Origin of the sequence: Marinobacter azerbaijanicus, assembly GCF_030250645.1 — a bacterium.
Taxonomy (GTDB): domain Bacteria; phylum Pseudomonadota; class Gammaproteobacteria; order Pseudomonadales; family Oleiphilaceae; genus Marinobacter; species Marinobacter azerbaijanicus.
Window position 1 is genome coordinate 263,644 of record NZ_JASSVS010000006.1, and the last position, 16,757, is coordinate 280,400.

A 16,757-nucleotide genomic window follows, 5' to 3' on the forward strand; every position below is an offset into this window, starting at 1 on the left:
CCCCGGATGATTTCAGCCCGGATTGAAAAACCGGACCAACTGGCCACCGACCGATTCCACGGGTTCGGTAATGGAGCGCTGAATGCTGTTGGTAACCACCCGTGTGAAAGCCGAGCCGGCATCGCTCTCAAGGAACTCAATGTACTCTTTCAACTCGGATGGGCTGAACTGCTGATAGGTATAAAGGTAGCCGTCGTAGACCTGCTGGGCGACCATCCCTCGCAACAGACCGCGCTGGCTTTCGATTTTCTGTTGCAGCTGCTCAAAGGTCGGCCCCTTGCTGCCGTTGAAAGCTGCCATCGCGGAGGCGAGCCCAAGCTGAACGGCTACCGTGGTATCTACGGCGCTCTCGGTGGCGCGGGCTGCCCGGTCAAAACGGTCAAACAGCTTGGCGCGCTCACTGCCCTTGTATTTCTCCTGCAGTGTTGACGCTCCGGCTTCCACTTTCTTCCAGGCAGCCGGGCTGGAGGCAGCCACTTCAGCCTGCGAGATCTTCTCTGCCAGGGGTGTCTCATACCAGGCTAGCACCCTGTTCAGTTGCTGGTCGCTCAGGCCCTGTTCCAGGTCTTCAACAACCCGTGCCCGGATCTCGGCAGCGCTGAATGCATTGCCCACGACATTGCTGATGGTGTTGGCGACAAAGGGCTCAACCCGGCCGCTCTGCCTCAGGCCCTCACGAATGCCCTGGCTCATCATCGCCGGATACTGGGCAACCACTTCGTCGACAGGCGACGCCCGGAGCACCGAATCGGCCAGCGGGCTGGCCGTGGCGGAACCACATACCAGCAAAAGAAAAAGTAAAGCCGGTTTAACTTGGGATAGTGCGCGCATGAACCTAGTATCCTGTGTTAACGAAGGCTTCTTATGCCATGGAGCCGGCGAGGCCTGCAAGCAAACTCGGCCGGTGTTTGATGACCATTTTGTAGTGTGGAGCAAAAGAGCGCTGTCCCGCCCATGAAAAAACGTCGTAACCGACTGAAAATCTGGCAATCGCGTCTGCGATGGTATGGCCTGCCGACGCTCGGCCTGGTCATAGCGATAGTGGCGAGCCTGCGGTTCAGCCTGCTGGAACCGGACCCGCCGGCAAACCCGGAAAACGTCTGCGAGATTTTCCGGGAGCATCCGGTCTGGTACGACTACGCCAGCCGCTCGAAAGAGCGTTGGGGTACGCCCATCGCCACACAACTGGCCTTTGTTTACTATGAGTCGTCATTCCGCAGCCATGCCCGGCCGCCCCGTACCCGGCTGCTCGGATTCATCCCCTGGACCCGGCCAACGTCTGCCTATGGCTACGCCCAGGCGCTGGATCCGGCATGGAGTGAATACCTGGAAGCAAACGGGGACGGGCTATCTGTAGTGAGAACCAACATGAAATACGCGCTGGATTTCGTAGGCTGGTACAACCACCTGACCAGGCGGGAGGTAGGCATTTCACTCAGCAGCCCGGAAAAGCTCTATCTCGCCTACCATGAGGGCAGAAGTGGCTACCAGAGACAGAACTACCTCGCCAAGCCGGCGGTGATGTCACTGGCCAAACGGGTCGAGACCAGAGCCTTTCGCTATCATCGTCAGTTACAGACCTGTGAGGAAGAGTTCCAATGCTGGCGTTTCTACCAGTTCTGGCCATTCTGCGGCGATTGGTAAGGCAATTCCGAACCCGCTGTCAGCTTTCGCCTTCAACCCTTGGAGTCAGCTTGTTCAGTCTGTCGGTCAGGAACTCCATGACAATGCGCACCCTTGCCATCTGCTGGGTTTCGTGGTTAACCATCAGCCACAGGTCCACACCCTCGCCCTCCAGGGGATCGGACAACCGCTTCAATTCTTTGGTGCTGTCGCCCAGATAACAGGGCAATGCGGCCAGGCCGGCGCCAGCACGAGCCAGGGCGTGCATGGCCTGGAGACTGTTGCAGCGGATGATGGAGGAAGCCTGCTTGAGATGCTTTCGATACCAGCGGCCGGTTGCCAGATGGCTGAAGCTCTCATCCGGCAGTATCCACAGTGCCTGCTCCGGAGAATTGTCCAGATCCAGTTCGGGATGTCGCTTGCAGTACTTGGCCGAGCCATAAACCGCGGATTCGATAGTGCCGATGCGTTCGCCTTCCAGGGTGGCCTGGGGCTTGTTCACCGGCCGCAGCGTCAGGTCAGCGTCGCGGTGACTGAGGTTCAGCACATCGTTGTCGGTGAGTACTTCCAGTTCAATGTCCGGATACTCCCGGACCAGGTCAGCAATCATCGGACTGATCAGAGCATTGATCATGGTGTCCGTGGCGGCAAGCCGAACCTTACCCACTGGCGCGGAATCCTGCCCTATCAACTGCCTCTCAAGGTTCTCCATGTCCGCAGCGAGCCGTTCGGCTTCACGGAAGGCCGTTTCACCCACCGTTGTGAGTTGCAGACCGTCCCGGTTGCGTTCGAAAAACTGAACACCCATCTGCTCTTCCATCTGGTCCAGGCGACGAAGCACCGTTGTCTGATGCACGCCCAGTATTTCACCGGCTTTAGCGAGGGTTCCACCTATTGCCAGCGCGTGTATATATCGAAGATAATCCCAGTCCATAGCTACTGCATATTTGCAACGTGAGTACGGAGTTTAACGTATTTAAGCTGCAAAATAGAAGCCGTATACTTTTATACATAGTCAGCTAACCAATATTTTTCAACTCACCAGATAAGGAGGAAGGCGCTATGACTCAAGACCATATCGCAACCGTACACCCGCTGCCGTCCAGTATCCTCCACAACAGTACTGAGGTCAGGCGCCAATACACCCGTGCAGCCGCAAGGCAGGCAGCGCAGGTGATCAGCCACAAAATGAGTTCCTGGAGAAAGAAGGCAGCTACCGCGTCAACGGAGATGCCCCAGATGATGCAGGGCGAGCACTAAGCCCGCCTCTGTAAGGGAAGACAGATTTCATCAGCACCGGTGGCCCTGAATGATCAGGCCCACCGGTGTTTTCGTTTACTGGCTCAGAACTCCCAGATAACTTTCTGCTTCTTGCCGAACCACTCGTCCATCTTGCGGTTGTAGTAGTCCTCGATCACGTTGCGCTTGATCTTCATGGTGGGCGTCAGCATTCCGTTTTCCATGGTCCATGGTTCTTTCACCACCACAACGAAAGCCAGCTTTTCGTGGGCCTCGCTTTCTCTGTTGACGGCATCCAGTTCCACCGCCAGTTCCTGTTCCAGCTCGTCGCGACTGGCGCCAGCTTCCAGCTCTTCCCGGGCCTCTTCCGATAACAGCACCATCAGGCATGGCTGAGGCTGATTGGCACCGGCCACACAGACAACTTCCGCTTTCGGATGGTTGAACCGGTTCTCAATCGGCACCGGTACCACGTATTTGCCCTTGGAGGTTTTGAACAGATCCTTTACACGGCCAGTTATCCGCAGGAAACCCTCGCTGTCGATCTCCCCCATGTCACCGGTTTTGAGAAACCCATCGTCGGTAACGTCTTCGCGGGTTTTTTCCTCGTTCTTGTAATAACCCAGCATCTGGCCAGGGCTTTTCACCTGAACTTCCTCACCCTCGGCCAGACGGTGCTCCACACCGGGATTGGTGACACCAACGGTGCCGGGCTTCGCCGCGCCGGGACGATTGGCGTGGGAATATCCGAAGTTCTCGGACATGCCGTACACCTCCAGCAGCTCAAGACCCAGATTGCGATACCAGGCAATGATTTCGCCAGACAGGGGCGCAGCGCCTGTCAGGGCCGCACGACAGTGGTCCAGCCCCAGCTGCTTGAGCACCTTCTTTTTTACCAATCGATTAAGCAGTGGGATATTGAAAAGCACTTTCTGCTTTTTCGGTGGCAATTTGTTATTGATACCCAGATAGAACTTCATCCACAGCCGCGGCACCGAGAAGAACAGAGTCGGACGGGCCCGCTGCAGATCTTCCTGGAAAGTGTCCAGAGAGTTGGCGAAATAGAGATGAAAGCCGTAATACAGCGACTGGGTCTCTACCGCCGCCCGCTCCGCCACGTGGGCAAGGGGCAAGTAGGAAAGCATGCGCTCATCCTGATTGACAGGGAAAATCTGCTGCAGGCCGTCTGCTACGGAAATCATGGTGCGGAAACTGTGCATCACGCCTTTCGGGCGTCCAGTACTGCCCGAGGTGTAGACGATCGTCGCCAGATCATCCGGGTGCGGCAGTTTTGGCTCGGCCGGCTCCTGACTGGCAATGATGTCCATCCATGCGGGAGTATCGTCACGGGGCGACATCGGCAGAGAGATTATTGGCAGGTCGTCGGGGATGTGGCCCTTGATGTCATTCCAGCCGTCAGCAGTTCCATCAAGCTTGCCCAGGAAAAGCAGCTTCGCCTCACTGTGCTCAAGAACATAGGCCGCCGTGTCGCCGTTCAACGTAGGATAAAGCGGAACTGAAACGTGTCCTGCCGCCCAGGTGGCCAGATCGCAAAGAATCCAGTGTGCGCTGTTCTTTCCCAGAATTGCGATATTGCTGCGCTCGGGAATATCCAGGGTACCAAGGTGTGCTGCCATCCGGGATACCTGGTCTGCCGCCTGCTTCCAGGTAATGTCTTCGGTGGTTCCATCCGGGAAAGGCTGGGTCAGATAAACCTTGTCGGGCGTGTGCTCTGCCCAGAAGTAAAGGCAATGAAGAGAGGTTTGCTTTGCACTGTCTACAGCCATCGACGGCTCCTTATTGTTATAGTCTGGACTCGCTTTGTTTTTATAAGACTAAAGCATAGTACCTGTATTTGTGGTTTCCTCAAGCTCTCCCCGCTCTCCCCACTCCAGGATTACCTCAGCGTCAGACTGAACAAATGCGACCTGCAACACATTTCACCTGGTGACATATGTCAATTATGGTCTAGAGTGTCTTTGTCGACGTAGAAAACAAAAACAAAAAGGTTACTCTGGAGGTACCTGTGAGAACAACGACCCGCTCATCATTGATTTTTCCCGCCTGGGCACTCATCTGTGCAGGCGCTGTCGCTTTCCTCTATTGCGCCTCAGCAGGGCTCCTGACCGCCTGAGTGGCCCGACCGGACAACCTCCGGGGCTTCCGCCCGGGTGCATTGCAGCGTACCCTCCTTTGACTTGTCAGATAACACCGTCAAAAGGAAGGGTTCGCCCCCATGCAAGACCTCATTCTGTACCACTATGCCATGTCGCCCTTTTCTGAAAAGGTCCGGGCGATGCTCGGCTATGCCGACCTTTCCTGGCAGTCCGTTACCGTCAAGGAGATGCCGCCAAGGCCTGAACTTTCCATTCTCGCGGGCGGCTACCGCAAGGTGCCGGTGGCCCAGAATGGGGCTGATATCTTTTGCGACAGCCGTGCCATTGCGGATGAAATCGCACGCCTGAGTGGCAAGGATGAACTGAGCCTGGCAGGCCAGCCACAGGAAGTGATCGATTTTGTGCGCACCACGGATCTGGAGGTGTTCCTCGCCTGCGTGATCGCCGCCAGCGACGGCCGCATGCTGAAGAAACTGGTCAAGGAAACCTCACTGCTCCATACCTTCCGCTTTCTGAAAGACCGCATTACCATGGGCAGAAAATCCAGGGTAAAAGCACTACGTGGCCCCCAGGCCAAGGAAAAGGTCATCCGGCATATTGCCACCATGGAGTCCATGCTGGACGCAGAGTTTCTGTTCGGCAGCATCCCCTGCATTGCCGATTTCTCCGCATACCATGGCCTCTGGTTCGTAACCGATCTGGCTGGCAAACCCTGGCTCAGGGACTACCCGAAAGTACAAGCCTGGATGGGCCGGATGAAAGCCTTCGGCCACGGCGATTTCCGGGAGATTACCGCCGACCAGGCTCTGGATATTGCCCGCAACGCAAGCCCGAGGACCATTGAGTCTTCGAGTGATGACACTCTGACCGGAAAAAGAGTCGAGGTTGCTCCGGATGACTACGGGCGGGAGCCTGTAACCGGGAAGCTGGTGTTCGCAGACGAGCACGCCCTGATACTCGAGCGTTCTCACGCCCGAGTGGGCGAGGTTAATGTGCACTTCCCTAGACAGGGTTTTGCAGTTAAATCGGCCTGATCCCTCAGGCCGGCGTTCTTTCAGTGCCGGTACGTTCGAACGCTGCCAGGACAGAGTTCAGAAACTCATCCATCAGCGAGCGTGGCGGCGCACTGTTCCCGCCGCGCTGCTTTTCCTGGAGCGCCTGCACGTCATCCATCAATTTCTGCATCAGGCTCTCAACCGTTGCCAGAGCCAGGCCTTTGCCCGCTGACTCCGCTGCAACCTGCTGAATGTCCCGGGCGAGGCCTCCCAGCGGCCGCAACTGGCTGCTGGCGGACGGTTCACGGGAGATGGATTCGTAAGCCGCAGCTGACACCATTCGCGTGGCCGACAGGCTCAGGCTGAAGCTGGCGAGCTCGTCACCGCCCAGGCTCAGCGATTGCGCAGCACGAAACGCCCCCTGAACATCACCATCGAAAAACTGCCGGGATACCTCCTGCACATTTGCGAACAGCTCTGTGAGCGCCTGTCTCTCACCCTCATCGATATCACCTTCCACAGAAAACGAGTAGCGCCCGGAAAAGAAGCTGGCGGAGCTTTCTTCTGCAGACCGTGTGCCATCACTCTCAGTGTAGCTTGCAGCCAACCCGGAGTATCGCTGCTCTTCCATACGAACGGTCACGCGGTCACCATCAAGGGTGGTGACTTCGAACTCAAAGCGGTCTCGCGATGCGCTCTCGACTGATACGGCCGACGTTATGCGTTCCGCTGACAGGGAAGCCGGCGATTCATCCTTCAGATACCGGGATTCCAGCTCCGCCAATCCGCTCTGAATACGGCTGAAGCTGTCATCAATATCACTGTTCAACTTTCCGCTCATCAGGCCAAGGGCTTCGATCTGCTCCCGGGCTTCAGAGAAACCCTGCTCGACGCCAAGGCGGGCATCGGAAAGCAAGCCTGCCAGGCGTTCGGGGTCAGCCCCGGCTGCGGCTTCTTTTTGCAGACGCTGCTGGACAAACCCCAACACACGGCTGGCGACATCTGCGGCGGTTGGCGGCTCGAAGCGATTACGCGAAGAGCCATCGGCGTCAGGGCCAGCCGACCCCAGTCGCTGCTCCAGCTGCTGTTCCAGCCTTTTACGGAGCACGTTGATGGCATCTTCGGGTGTCCGGATGGGCGCCTTGTCCTGCCCCTTGACGGTTACAGGAACAGGCTTTTCACCTGTTGACCGGTTCCCCTGCAGCTCCGCACCGGAACGACCGGGTATGGCGGATCCGAGGATATTAATTGGAGAAACCATATCGTCTACCTTCACAATCAGTGGGACAGGACATGGAATCTTTCCACAACCTGCCCACGTTTATCGGCAGGCGCGGAGCCGGCGTTAAGATCGTTTTGGTATTAACACCAGGTGGTTAGGCAATTCATTTTTCTCATGGGTGACAGGCACCTGTTCACGGAGGTGTTCGCCGCAGCTTTCGATGCATTCCAGAAAACCTTTCAGGGTATCGCCGCTGCGCACCCGGTCGGTAAAGGTTTTGACAATGCCTTCCCATACCTCATCGCCAACCTTTGAGGCGATTCCCTCGTCTACCAGGATTTCCACATAGTGCTCGGCTTCCGATACGAATATCAGCATGCCTACACCGCCCTCGGTATGATGAAGATTCTGCTCCAGGAACTGCCTCCGGGCCATATTGGAAGCTCTCCAGAAACGGACAGGCTTCGGGATCAGATGGTGTCCCACGCCCGGAAACTGGAACAGCAGGCAAAGCACGATGAAGGTCGCCCACTGGACAACCAACAACCAGTCGGCACTCAGGGAGCCGGTAAAGTAATTGATGGCGCCGGGGACCAGTAATGCGAAGATCCCCGCCCAGAGCAACGGGATATAGGAGTAACTGTCGGAGGCGTCAGCCAGGACGGTCACCAGTTCTGCGTCGGTTTCCCGCTCAACGTCTGAGATGGCCGAAGCCACCTGCTGTTGTTCCTTGTCTGTTAATAGCGTCATGTTTGTTCCGAGTTTGCTGAATCAGGAGTTCCATGTTTTGCGCTCTGCGATAACACAGCGCTACCAGCCACCAGAGGCTCCGCCGCCGCCGAAGCCGCCGCCTCCGCCACCGAAGCCACCACCGCCGAAGCCGCCGCCACGACCTCCGCCAAGCCCTCCAAGAAGAGCACCTGCCAGTATGGCACTACGCCCGCGTCGGCCGCTCCCGAAAAACGCCAGCAAGACAATGATGAAAAACAGGATGCCCAGCGCCGGGTGGGGCTTGCCTTCTTCGGCCCGGGTACCCCGGGACTCCGGCACTGCCAGGGGCTCTCCACCAAGCACCTGAACCATGGCAGCGGCGCCGTTGGCAATACCGGTGGCAAAATCACCCTGCCGGAATGCCGGGGTAATGATCTGGTTGATAATAGTGGAGGAGTTGGCGTCAGTAAGGCGGCCTTCCAGCCCGTAGCCCACCTCGATACGGATCCGTCGTTCATCCTCCGCAACAATCAGCAGGGCGCCGTTATCCTCGCCTTCCTGGCCAATACCCCAGTGCCTGCCCAGTTGATAGCCATAATCCTCGATGGCATAGCCCTGGAGGTCCGGAAGAGTCACCACCACTACCTGCTCGGTCGTGGATTGCTCATGGGCCTCAAGCATCTCGGTCAGGTCGGCTTCAACCTTTTGCGGAAGCATGTCGGCCTGGTCCACTACACGCCCCGTCAGCTCAGGAAAGTCAGGAGTAGACTGGGCCAAGGCAGAGGCCTGGAATAGCAGGCCAAAGGCCACCAATACAATTATCCGGTGCAACATGACAGGCATCAGAATTCCACCTGAGGTGCGTCTTCCGCATCCGGGGAGGTGGCTTCAAAGTTGGCCCGCAGCTCCATGTCGCTGTACAGGAAGCTGTGCCACAGACGACCCGGGAAAGTGCGGATCTCGGTGTTGTAGCGCTCGACTGCCTGGATAAAGTCACGCCTGGCCACGGCAATACGGTTTTCGGTGCCTTCCAGTTGGGACTGGAGCGCCAGAAAGTTCTGGTTCGACTTCAGGTCTGGATATCTTTCGGACACTGCCATCAAACGGCTCAGTGCGCTGCTGAGCTCACCCTGGGCCTGCTGGAACTGCTGGAGTTTTTCAGGGTTATTGAGAATGCTCTCATCCACCTGGATGGATGTGGCCTTTGACCTGGCCTCAATGACTGACGTAAGGGTCTCCTGTTCCTGCTTGGCAAAACCCTTGACGGTTTCGACCAGATTCGGGACCAGGTCTGCCCGCCGCTGATACTGGTTTTCCACCTGCGACCAGGCCGACTTCACCTGCTCATCATAAGTAGGGATATTGTTGATGCCACATCCGGTCAGTAAAAGGGCCAGCAGCGACATGGCCGCCAACTGGAATACGATTCGGCCTGGCATGGCCGCATTCATGTTTTGCATAGCTTATCGGTTCCTTGATGAAGAACGGGGGCAGTTGCGTGAATCCAGTGACACTAACATACTTCGCCCTATGCATCTGCCAGTAGCCGTCACCGCAACTACTGTATACATATACAGACCTCTTCGATATACTCGCTCCGACTCAACGAACCCCACCAGACACGAAAACGTGCGGGAACACACTGGAGAACATCATGGCCGTACAAGCGCTGTATTACTCGGAGAGGGATGGACTGGAGATGGCACTGAAACACCCCGACACCATGCTTTTCTCGTCCAAAGCCGAAGCCGACGCCCGGGACAAGGTACTGGAACTGGCCGAGGAAATTACCCAGTTCCTCCAGGCGCGGGTGGAAGGAATGGATGAAGCCATGGCTGAAAAGGCTGCATTGGCGATTGCTGAAGAGAAAGACCTGTTCGGCAAGGCACTCAAGAAACCTTCCCTGTTGAACGAGCAGGCACGCCCGGATTCCAACTGACACCTGCCAGCCCCCTGGCCACTCAGCGGCGGAACCGTGTTTCCAGCACCACCGCTGAGTTGGTCCGCTCCACCCCTTCCAGATTACCTATCTGGTCCAGGACTGCACTGAGCTCTTCCAGCGACTGCGCCTGAACAATGGCAATCAGGTCATACTCACCGCTTACCGAATACAACTGCGAAACCTGGCTGATCTGCTCCAGCGCAGTGTTTGTTCGCGCCGTCAGTTTCTGGAAAACCTTGATCGACACATGGGCCTCCACCTGCCCGGCGGAATATTCCTCCCCGAGCTCAACGGAATAGCCGCGAATAACGCCGCTCGCCTCCAGCTTTGCAATACGGTTCTGAACCGTCGACCGGGAGATGTCCAGAGCCCTGGCCAGATCCGAGATGCTGCAGCGAGCATTCTGTCGAAGCTGCAAAAGCAGCTTCTGGTCCTGCCTGCTGATCATATTGATAAATGCTCTGATCAAATTGATAGATCAAACTATCATTCTTTTATTTTTGACGCTACAAAATGACATTCCATCTCATCATACTGACACTGCCACTCCCCGCCATCAGGCGGCCAGCTGATGAGGACGCAGTGATGATTATTCGCCCGGTTGCCATGACAGACCTTGCCGCGCTGCAGCAGATCGCTGTTGAATCCGGGCCGGGTTTTACCTCACTGGTCGATGACCGCGATTTTCTGATCAAGAAGATCCATCGTTCCATCGAAAGCTTCGGTCGCAACCTGAACACACCCGGCGACGAAAGCTATCTGTTTATTCTGGAAGACCCGGAAACCGGAGAGGTCATGGGAACGACCGGTATTGAAGCCTCGGTAGGCGTCCGGCGTCCGCTTTACCATTATCATCGTAGCCAGGTTGTCCACCATTCGCCGGAACTGAACCTGCTCCGGCGAATGGAAACCCTGAACATGTGCAACCACTACACCGGCTGCAGTGAAATCTGCACACTGTTCCTGCGACCGAAGTTTCGCAGGGCGCAGGCGGGCAAACTGCTTTCCCGTGTTCGCTTCCTGTTCATGGCACAGCATCCTGAGCGTTTTGCACAGACAGTCATTGCGGAAATGCGCGGCGTTTCGGATGAGCGCGGGCAATCCCCGTTCTGGAACTGGCTGCGGGCACATTTCGTAGATCTCGAGTTCGACACGGTGACACGCATGGTAGGTACCGGCGACAACGGCTTTATTGCGGATCTGATGCCCCGACACCCGCTCTATACGCACCTGATGGATGAAAGTGCCCGTGCGGTTATCGGACAGGTGCATGACAATACCCGCCCTGCCCTGACCATGCTTGAGGCCGAAGGCTTCCGCCATAACGGATACATTGACCTGTTCGATGGCGGCCCCACTGTTGAAGCAAGACTGTCTGATATCCGTTCTGTGTCAGCCTCCACCGGATGCCACATTCAGATTGTTGATGATGTTCAACCGGCGCTCGAAACGTGGAACCACGGTGGCAAGGGCCGGACGCTCGCCATCACCAACACGGAAACCGCAGATTTTCGCGCCACCGTCACCACGGCCGCCAGGTACCTGCCCGCCCGCAATCTGCTGCAGATACCGGCAGAACTGGCAAATGCGCTCTATCTGCGTAACGATGGACAGGCCCGCTTTATGGAACTGGCACCCGCAAACGCGGCCAGGCAACCGGCGGCCATACCACTCCGGCAACAGAAGGAGGCTATCCATGCACACCGATAGAGACACATTGTTCAGTCGCCTTTGGGACAACTATTGTGAAGTGACCCCCTCCGCAGAGGATATCCATCGGTTGCTGGACGACACCCAGGGCGGCGAGATTGTGAACGACCACATTGCCCTGCGCACCTTCAATCTTGAGAAGGTCAACCTGGACAAGCTGGCAGCGCACTTCCTGGCGCTGGGTTACCAGGAGGGGGGCGACTATCATTTTGAAGCCAAGAAGCTGTTCGCCAGGCATTACGAACACCCGGACCCTTCCGCCCCCAAGGTATTTATTTCCGAGCTGCTGGTAGAACAATGTTCCGAGCCGGTGCAGGCCATCATTCATCAGCTGATAAGCCAGATGGATCCGGCCGCCGTTACGGCCGACAATTTCCTGTATTCCGGCCGCCACTGGGATATCGACTACCCCACCTATCAGACCCTGCTGGAAGAGAGCGAGTACGCGGCCTGGGTGGCTGCCTGGGGCTTCAGGGCCAACCACTTTACAGTGAGCGTCAACGCCCTCAGTCGCTTCAGGACAGTAGCGGAGATCAACCAGGTTCTGAAGGACAATGGTTACCGGGTGAACAGCTCCGGCGGTGAAATCAAGGGGTCGCCGGAAGAGCTGCTGGAGCAGTCTTCCACCATGGCAGACCGGGCCGACGTGCAGTTCTCCGATCAGACAGTGGCCATCCCCAGCTGCTTCTATGAATTTGCGCTCCGTTACCCGAAACCCGACGGCCAGCTTTACAGCGGATTTGTCGCCGCCTCGGCGGACAAGATCTTTGAAAGCACCGATAGCTGCTAGTATTCAAATATCTGCGCCTAGACAGAAAACGTGTCATTCACATGATTAACGCTTAATTTCGTCGTAACACCCCCTTCAGACGAAATCTGGACGTTAAAGGAGGCCAATGCTGGAAGAAGCCAACGTGGTCCTGCTCGGAGCGACAGCCAGCCTGTTGGCAGGCCTGGGCACCGGCGTTGGTGCGCTGGGTGTCTTTCTGGTGAGAAAGCTCACGCCGCAGTTGCAGGACGGTATGCTCAGCGCGGCCGCGGGCGTCATGCTGGCCGCGTCGTTCTTTTCGCTACTGCTCCCCGGCCTTGAATATGGCGAAGACCTCACAGGGGAAACCTGGAGTGCTGCCCTGATGGTGATTGCCGGCCTCCTGATGGGGGCAGGGCTGCTTTTCAGCATTCACCAGCGGTTACCACATGAACACTTCACCCTGGGCCGCGAAGGGCCGGACAGTGCCCGCATCCGTCGAATCTGGCTATTTATCATTGCAATCGCCCTGCACAATTTCCCCGAGGGCATGGCCGTAGGTGTGGGTTTTGCCGGCGGCGACATCGGCAATGGCACCGCTCTGGCGATTGGTATCGGGCTCCAGAATATTCCGGAAGGCCTGGCAGTGGCGGTATCGCTGCTGGCCATTGAGCACTCGCGGTTAAAATCCTTTGTCATCGCCGTGCTGACGGGGCTCCTGGAACCCATTGGCGGTCTTTTCGGGAGTGCCATGGTGTGGCTTGCCGAACCCCTAATGCCCTGGACCCTCGGCTTTGCGGCCGGTGCCATGCTGTTCATTATCAGCGATGAAATCATTCCGGAAACCCACCGCGGACAATTCAAGACTCTGGCCACCTTCTCCCTGCTGGGCGGCTTTGTCGTGATGATGTTTCTGGACGCCTCGCTGGGCTAACCGGGAAACAGAACCTTTACCATGCCGATAGTGCTGACAATCAATAGCACCACGCCGAGGACACGAAAAAACACCGGCGTCTCAGCCTTCAGCATCCGGTCATGGACATAAAGGCCAATAACGTGGCCCACGGCAGCACAGGGTAGCAGCCACAGATGGTGAATCAGCTGCAGGTCGACCCCGACCCAGATAAAGGCCGCCATCTTGATGACCACCAGAATGAACCAGAGCGCGAACAGGGTATCCCGCAATCTTTCCTTTGGCAGATGCTGGGCAGCCACGGCAATGATCAGGGGAGCTCCTATCAGTGATGTACCACTGATATACCCGCCAATCATCAGGAAAACCGTGTCCACTGCACGGCTGCCACTGCGAAAGGGACGGTCAAGAATGTAAGAGACAGAGTAAAGGGACACAATGACAAAAATGATCGTGCTCATGACATTCGACGGGAGTGTAATAAGCCCGAACACGCCGATCAGTTTGGGCACGATCATGATCGCCAGAATCCGCCAGAGGTAGCGCCAGTCCACTGTGCCCGCAACCATTTGCCCCTGGTCATCCGTTCTGGAAGATTTGCGGTTGTTCATCCAGATGGTGAGGGACGAGAACACCAGAAGGTGGACGGCGATGATGGGCAGGAACACCAGCGGTTCATCCAGTACCAGCAGCAGAAATGGTAACGACAGCACCGCCCCGCCAAACCCGAGCCCGGAACGAACAAAGCCGCTCCAGACGAAGATCAGGCCAATCAGAAAATACTGGTACAACGCCAGCTCAGACATAGTGACTCTCAGTTTCCGGCAGGTAAGTTCGCGAATACAAAGGCGTAAGAGGATACCCGCCCATCCCCCATTACTTCCAGTAACAAAGGGGTACTTTTCTACAACGGAAGAAACGCCCGATAGCGCCTAATTTTTAACCAACGGGTCGGATTCTTTGCTGCCCGGAGCTATTACAAAAACAACAACCAGGAAGGGGTGCTCAGTCCTTCCCCTGCCTGTGGTAAAAGGGAGAATAACTATGTCAGCAGCGGTTGAACATCTGGACGAGCGGCTTCAGGACAGCGGCGAGCTACTTGAGGAAATCATGCCCTCAGCCATCACCCTGGCCATGATGCTCCGTCAACGAACCATGGCTGCCTGGATGCGAACGGAATTCGACGGCTACAGCAACCCTTCTGAACTGCCCCCTTACCGACGTGACGTGCCCGGCCATATTGTTGCCCGATCGCCCCAGTATGGCTGGATTCCAGCCCCGGTCGACGAGAGTCAGAAGCAGGACTTCGGGCACCGGGATATGCTGGAGGGCATCAAATCACTGGAGAAAACCTGTCTCAACTGCAAAAAAGGCACCGGCAACCGCATTGTATTCGACAAAGAGGAAATGGCCACACTGCAGTCCCGAATCAACCTCAGCGCAGAGCTGGCAATTACCATCAGCAGGGACAGCTATTGCAAACTGCTCCGGGTTATCCGCTGTGCAATGTACCTCTGGTGCCAGGAACTGATGGAAGTGGGCATCGGCGGCGATCACAACTCTTACAGCGACACAGAACGCAAGAAGGCGGCGCACCTGGATGACCCCGAACGCTTCTGGCGACAGGCTCTGGAAAGCAACAGCGACCTGCCGGTCCCGGATGTGCGAGAGGCAGGCTTCTTTGAGCGTGTCTTTGGACGGGCGGGCTGAACCGCTCAGCGATCAGTCAGCTTGATCTCGATACGGCGGTTCCGTTGCAATGCTTCAGCGGAACTGCCTTCGTCCACCGGAAAGAATTCACCGAATCCGGCGGCCACCATGCGGTCCTGGGGCACGCCCTGGGACGCGAGGTAACGGACCACTGCCACCGCCCTGGCGGTGGACAGCTCCCAGTTCGAAGGAAACTCTTCGGTATTGATCGGAATGCGGTCGGTATGGCCATCAATACGCAGAATCCAGTCAATATCGTCCGGGATGGCGGATGCAACATCCAGAAGGACGTTCGCCAGTTTGTCCAGTTCCCGCTGACCTTCCTGCCCCAGGCTGGCTGAGCCAGACGCAAAAAGCAGCTCGGAGGGCAAAAGGAAACGGTCTCCAACGATTCGGATATTCTCGTTATCCTGAAGAATCTCCCGTAACCGCCCGAAGAACTCGGACTGGTAACGTTCCAGTTCATTGACCCGCTCGGCCAGCAGTGTGTTCAGGCGTTTACCGACCTCTTCCAGTTCGGCCTGTTTCTCTGCAGTCAGGTCTTCCTGCAATCGCAATGCAGCGGTGATGTGGCTCAACTGATCCTGCAGGGCTGCAATCTGGTTCGACAGTTGTTGAATGATGGCGCGCTGGGAGGCGGTCAGTTGCTGTTCGTCTTCCAGTTCGGCCTCGGCGCTGGTTACCGCCTGCCGCAGATCCTCAACCCGCATGGCCTGAGCCTCCGCGTTGTACTGCTGCGCCAACCGTTGTGCTCTCTCCTCCTCAAGTTCCTCGCGAAGCTCGTCGTTCAGGGCAAGACTTTCACTGTAGCTGCTCTGGACGGCAGCCATTTCCTCTTCCAGTGCGGCTGTCTGTTCCCGCTCCAGCCCCAGCAGCCGGGAAATTTCCTCAAGCCGGCTGTTCAGCCTGGCCAGCTCTGAATCCCGATCTGACAGTGTTTGTGACAGATAGAGCTGGCTGACCACATAAATCAGCAGCATGAAGATGATCAGCATCAACAATGCCGACAGGGCATCCACGTACCCGGGCCAGACGTTGATGGTGCTGCGGGTGCGACGTCTGGAGCCAATCATGTCGCCGGCCTTTGATTACGGCGCATCGTCAACCCGATCCACCAGGTTGGTTACACCAGTCAGCCATTCCTCCAGACCATCGTAAAAACGGTTCTGGGCATGTCCTGCCTGGATATCAAGAAAGCCGAGAACCAGCGAGCCACCAAGACCCAGCAATGATGAACTGAACGCAGTGCCCATGCCTTCCAGCGGCTTCAGAAGCCCTGACTGGAGCCCTGCGAACACCTCGCCGAAATCTTCCTGACCCATATCGAGGTTAACGATCACCTCGCCCACAGAATTGATAGTACCCAGCAGTCCCCAGAAGGTGCCCAGAAGGCCCAGAAAAATCAGCAGACTAATGAAATAGCGGGTGATTTCACGCTGCTCGTCCATGCGGCTGTGAATGGCATCCAGAACGGTGCGCAATGACATGGCGGACAGGGAGAAGCGGTCTCTTTTGGAATCGTCGTCAAGCTGGCGAGCCAGCGGCTTCAGCAACCGAGGCTCCTGCAACACTGAAAGCCCGGCATGGCCGGTACGGAACTGCGCAATCCAGCGCAGTTCCGGGAACAGCACAAACACCTGTCGATAGGTGATGGCGATGCCGATCAGAAGCACACAGACGATCAGCAGGTTGAATACCCAGTTCGCCATAAACGCGGTCTGAAGTGGTTTGTAGATCAGGGCACAAACCACCACGACCACTGCCAGGAACAGCGTCATCCAGAAAAGGGTATGCTTGGGATTACTCATTAACGCCACCGGTTTTATC

General features: G+C 56.8%; 19 protein-coding genes. 8 read left to right on the forward strand and 11 right to left on the reverse strand.

Going from position 1 to position 16,757, the window contains the following annotated elements; translation table 11 throughout:
* Positions 1 to 12: 12 nt before the first annotated feature.
* Positions 13 to 831, reverse strand: coding sequence for a DUF2059 domain-containing protein (locus tag QPM17_RS13810; protein WP_285391380.1), 819 nt, complete (start codon positions 829 to 831; stop codon positions 13 to 15).
* Between the two features lie 123 nt (positions 832 to 954).
* On the opposite strand from QPM17_RS13810, the gene QPM17_RS13815 reads away from it, so the two are divergent.
* Positions 955 to 1,644 carry a transglycosylase SLT domain-containing protein gene (locus QPM17_RS13815; protein ID WP_285391381.1) on the forward strand — a complete coding sequence of 230 codons (690 nt, stop codon included), beginning with the start codon at positions 955 to 957 and terminating at the stop codon, positions 1,642 to 1,644.
* A gap of 19 nt (positions 1,645 to 1,663) precedes the next feature.
* Here QPM17_RS13815 and QPM17_RS13820 read toward each other — a convergent pair whose 3' ends face one another.
* On the reverse strand, positions 1,664 to 2,557 hold the full coding sequence (locus tag QPM17_RS13820; protein ID WP_285391382.1) for a LysR family transcriptional regulator: 894 nt from the start codon (positions 2,555 to 2,557) through the stop codon (positions 1,664 to 1,666).
* Positions 2,558 to 2,685: 128 nt separating this feature from the next.
* Here QPM17_RS13820 and QPM17_RS13825 point away from each other — a divergent pair, with 128 nt between their 5' ends.
* Entirely contained in the window at positions 2,686 to 2,883 is a 198-nt protein-coding gene (locus tag QPM17_RS13825) for a hypothetical protein (RefSeq protein ID WP_285391383.1), read from the forward strand.
* 83 nt (positions 2,884 to 2,966) lie between these two features.
* On the opposite strand, the gene QPM17_RS13830 is transcribed toward QPM17_RS13825, so the two are convergent.
* A complete protein-coding gene (locus QPM17_RS13830; protein ID WP_285391384.1) occupies positions 2,967 to 4,649 on the reverse strand; it encodes an AMP-binding protein in 1,683 nt (560 codons plus the stop codon).
* A gap of 449 nt (positions 4,650 to 5,098) precedes the next feature.
* Between QPM17_RS13830 and QPM17_RS13835 the strand changes: the two genes are divergently transcribed.
* Positions 5,099 to 6,013 carry a glutathione S-transferase family protein gene (locus QPM17_RS13835; protein ID WP_285391385.1) on the forward strand — a complete coding sequence of 305 codons (915 nt, stop codon included), beginning with the start codon at positions 5,099 to 5,101 and terminating at the stop codon, positions 6,011 to 6,013.
* A gap of 4 nt (positions 6,014 to 6,017) precedes the next feature.
* On the opposite strand, the gene QPM17_RS13840 is transcribed toward QPM17_RS13835, so the two are convergent.
* The 4 genes from QPM17_RS13840 to QPM17_RS13855 all read right to left on the reverse strand — a co-directional run bounded on the left by QPM17_RS13840 (position 6,018) and on the right by QPM17_RS13855 (position 9,358).
* A complete protein-coding gene (locus QPM17_RS13840) occupies positions 6,018 to 7,235 on the reverse strand; it encodes a DUF5610 domain-containing protein (RefSeq protein ID WP_285391386.1) in 1,218 nt (405 codons plus the stop codon).
* A gap of 84 nt (positions 7,236 to 7,319) precedes the next feature.
* Complete coding sequence (locus QPM17_RS13845; RefSeq protein ID WP_285391387.1) at positions 7,320 to 7,946, reverse strand: TPM domain-containing protein; 627 nt, start codon at positions 7,944 to 7,946, stop codon at positions 7,320 to 7,322.
* 60 nt (positions 7,947 to 8,006) lie between these two features.
* Positions 8,007 to 8,741: a TPM domain-containing protein gene (locus tag QPM17_RS13850; RefSeq protein WP_422732769.1), complete on the reverse strand. Its 735-nt coding sequence runs from the start codon at positions 8,739 to 8,741 to the stop codon at positions 8,007 to 8,009.
* Positions 8,742 to 8,749: 8 nt separating this feature from the next.
* Complete coding sequence (locus tag QPM17_RS13855) at positions 8,750 to 9,358, reverse strand: LemA family protein (RefSeq protein WP_285391468.1); 609 nt, start codon at positions 9,356 to 9,358, stop codon at positions 8,750 to 8,752.
* A 203-nt stretch (positions 9,359 to 9,561) separates the two neighbouring features.
* Here QPM17_RS13855 and QPM17_RS13860 point away from each other — a divergent pair, with 203 nt between their 5' ends.
* Positions 9,562 to 9,846 carry a YebG family protein gene (locus QPM17_RS13860; RefSeq protein ID WP_285391390.1) on the forward strand — a complete coding sequence of 95 codons (285 nt, stop codon included), beginning with the start codon at positions 9,562 to 9,564 and terminating at the stop codon, positions 9,844 to 9,846.
* 22 nt (positions 9,847 to 9,868) lie between these two features.
* Here QPM17_RS13860 and QPM17_RS13865 read toward each other — a convergent pair whose 3' ends face one another.
* Positions 9,869 to 10,297 carry an Lrp/AsnC family transcriptional regulator gene (locus QPM17_RS13865; protein WP_285391391.1) on the reverse strand — a complete coding sequence of 143 codons (429 nt, stop codon included), beginning with the start codon at positions 10,295 to 10,297 and terminating at the stop codon, positions 9,869 to 9,871.
* 65 nt (positions 10,298 to 10,362) lie between these two features.
* On the opposite strand from QPM17_RS13865, the gene QPM17_RS13870 reads away from it, so the two are divergent.
* From QPM17_RS13870 to QPM17_RS13880, 3 genes are all read left to right on the forward strand, one after another.
* The gene (locus QPM17_RS13870; protein WP_285391392.1) at positions 10,363 to 11,559 is read left to right on the forward strand and encodes an arginine N-succinyltransferase; all 1,197 of its coding nucleotides are present in this window, start codon (positions 10,363 to 10,365) and stop codon (positions 11,557 to 11,559) included.
* Positions 11,546 to 12,349 carry a DUF1338 domain-containing protein gene (locus tag QPM17_RS13875; RefSeq protein WP_285391393.1) on the forward strand — a complete coding sequence of 268 codons (804 nt, stop codon included), beginning with the start codon at positions 11,546 to 11,548 and terminating at the stop codon, positions 12,347 to 12,349. Before QPM17_RS13870 ends, QPM17_RS13875 begins: the two co-directional genes overlap by 14 nt.
* 106 nt (positions 12,350 to 12,455) lie before the next feature.
* Positions 12,456 to 13,241 carry a ZIP family metal transporter gene (locus QPM17_RS13880; RefSeq protein ID WP_285391394.1) on the forward strand — a complete coding sequence of 262 codons (786 nt, stop codon included), beginning with the start codon at positions 12,456 to 12,458 and terminating at the stop codon, positions 13,239 to 13,241.
* Here QPM17_RS13880 and QPM17_RS13885 read toward each other — a convergent pair.
* The gene (locus tag QPM17_RS13885; protein ID WP_285391396.1) at positions 13,238 to 14,026 is read right to left on the reverse strand and encodes a sulfite exporter TauE/SafE family protein; all 789 of its coding nucleotides are present in this window, start codon (positions 14,024 to 14,026) and stop codon (positions 13,238 to 13,240) included. The genes QPM17_RS13880 and QPM17_RS13885 overlap by 4 nt on opposite strands.
* 238 nt (positions 14,027 to 14,264) lie before the next feature.
* On the opposite strand from QPM17_RS13885, the gene QPM17_RS13890 reads away from it, so the two are divergent.
* On the forward strand, positions 14,265 to 14,930 hold the full coding sequence (locus QPM17_RS13890) for an AbiTii domain-containing protein (RefSeq protein WP_285391397.1): 666 nt from the start codon (positions 14,265 to 14,267) through the stop codon (positions 14,928 to 14,930).
* Positions 14,931 to 14,935: 5 nt separating this feature from the next.
* On the opposite strand, the gene QPM17_RS13895 is transcribed toward QPM17_RS13890, so the two are convergent.
* On the reverse strand, positions 14,936 to 16,003 hold the full coding sequence (locus QPM17_RS13895; RefSeq protein ID WP_285391398.1) for a peptidoglycan -binding protein: 1,068 nt from the start codon (positions 16,001 to 16,003) through the stop codon (positions 14,936 to 14,938).
* Positions 16,004 to 16,018: 15 nt separating this feature from the next.
* Positions 16,019 to 16,738: a MotA/TolQ/ExbB proton channel family protein gene (locus tag QPM17_RS13900; RefSeq protein ID WP_285391399.1), complete on the reverse strand. Its 720-nt coding sequence runs from the start codon at positions 16,736 to 16,738 to the stop codon at positions 16,019 to 16,021.
* Positions 16,739 to 16,757 lie beyond the last annotated feature (19 nt).

What these genes read in the sequence shown, in the direction of transcription:
- QPM17_RS13810 (WP_285391380.1), bottom strand. Translation starts at nt 831, where the DNA reads ATGCGCGCACTATCCCAAGTTAAACCGGCTTTACTTTTTCTTTTGCTG.
- QPM17_RS13815 (WP_285391381.1), top strand. Translation starts at nt 955, where the DNA reads ATGAAAAAACGTCGTAACCGACTGAAAATCTGGCAATCGCGTCTGCGA.
- QPM17_RS13820 (WP_285391382.1), bottom strand. Translation starts at nt 2,557, where the DNA reads ATGGACTGGGATTATCTTCGATATATACACGCGCTGGCAATAGGTGGA.
- QPM17_RS13825 (WP_285391383.1), top strand. Translation starts at nt 2,686, where the DNA reads ATGACTCAAGACCATATCGCAACCGTACACCCGCTGCCGTCCAGTATC.
- QPM17_RS13830 (WP_285391384.1), bottom strand. Translation starts at nt 4,649, where the DNA reads ATGGCTGTAGACAGTGCAAAGCAAACCTCTCTTCATTGCCTTTACTTC.
- QPM17_RS13835 (WP_285391385.1), top strand. Translation starts at nt 5,099, where the DNA reads ATGCAAGACCTCATTCTGTACCACTATGCCATGTCGCCCTTTTCTGAA.
- QPM17_RS13840 (WP_285391386.1), bottom strand. Translation starts at nt 7,235, where the DNA reads ATGGTTTCTCCAATTAATATCCTCGGATCCGCCATACCCGGTCGTTCC.
- QPM17_RS13845 (WP_285391387.1), bottom strand. Translation starts at nt 7,946, where the DNA reads ATGACGCTATTAACAGACAAGGAACAACAGCAGGTGGCTTCGGCCATC.
- QPM17_RS13850 (WP_422732769.1), bottom strand. Translation starts at nt 8,741, where the DNA reads ATGTTGCACCGGATAATTGTATTGGTGGCCTTTGGCCTGCTATTCCAG.
- QPM17_RS13855 (WP_285391468.1), bottom strand. Translation starts at nt 9,358, where the DNA reads ATGAATGCGGCCATGCCAGGCCGAATCGTATTCCAGTTGGCGGCCATG.
- QPM17_RS13860 (WP_285391390.1), top strand. Translation starts at nt 9,562, where the DNA reads ATGGCCGTACAAGCGCTGTATTACTCGGAGAGGGATGGACTGGAGATG.
- QPM17_RS13865 (WP_285391391.1), bottom strand. Translation starts at nt 10,297, where the DNA reads ATGATCAGCAGGCAGGACCAGAAGCTGCTTTTGCAGCTTCGACAGAAT.
- QPM17_RS13870 (WP_285391392.1), top strand. Translation starts at nt 10,363, where the DNA reads ATGACATTCCATCTCATCATACTGACACTGCCACTCCCCGCCATCAGG.
- QPM17_RS13875 (WP_285391393.1), top strand. Translation starts at nt 11,546, where the DNA reads ATGCACACCGATAGAGACACATTGTTCAGTCGCCTTTGGGACAACTAT.
- QPM17_RS13880 (WP_285391394.1), top strand. Translation starts at nt 12,456, where the DNA reads ATGCTGGAAGAAGCCAACGTGGTCCTGCTCGGAGCGACAGCCAGCCTG.
- QPM17_RS13885 (WP_285391396.1), bottom strand. Translation starts at nt 14,026, where the DNA reads ATGTCTGAGCTGGCGTTGTACCAGTATTTTCTGATTGGCCTGATCTTC.
- QPM17_RS13890 (WP_285391397.1), top strand. Translation starts at nt 14,265, where the DNA reads ATGTCAGCAGCGGTTGAACATCTGGACGAGCGGCTTCAGGACAGCGGC.
- QPM17_RS13895 (WP_285391398.1), bottom strand. Translation starts at nt 16,003, where the DNA reads ATGATTGGCTCCAGACGTCGCACCCGCAGCACCATCAACGTCTGGCCC.
- QPM17_RS13900 (WP_285391399.1), bottom strand. Translation starts at nt 16,738, where the DNA reads ATGAGTAATCCCAAGCATACCCTTTTCTGGATGACGCTGTTCCTGGCA.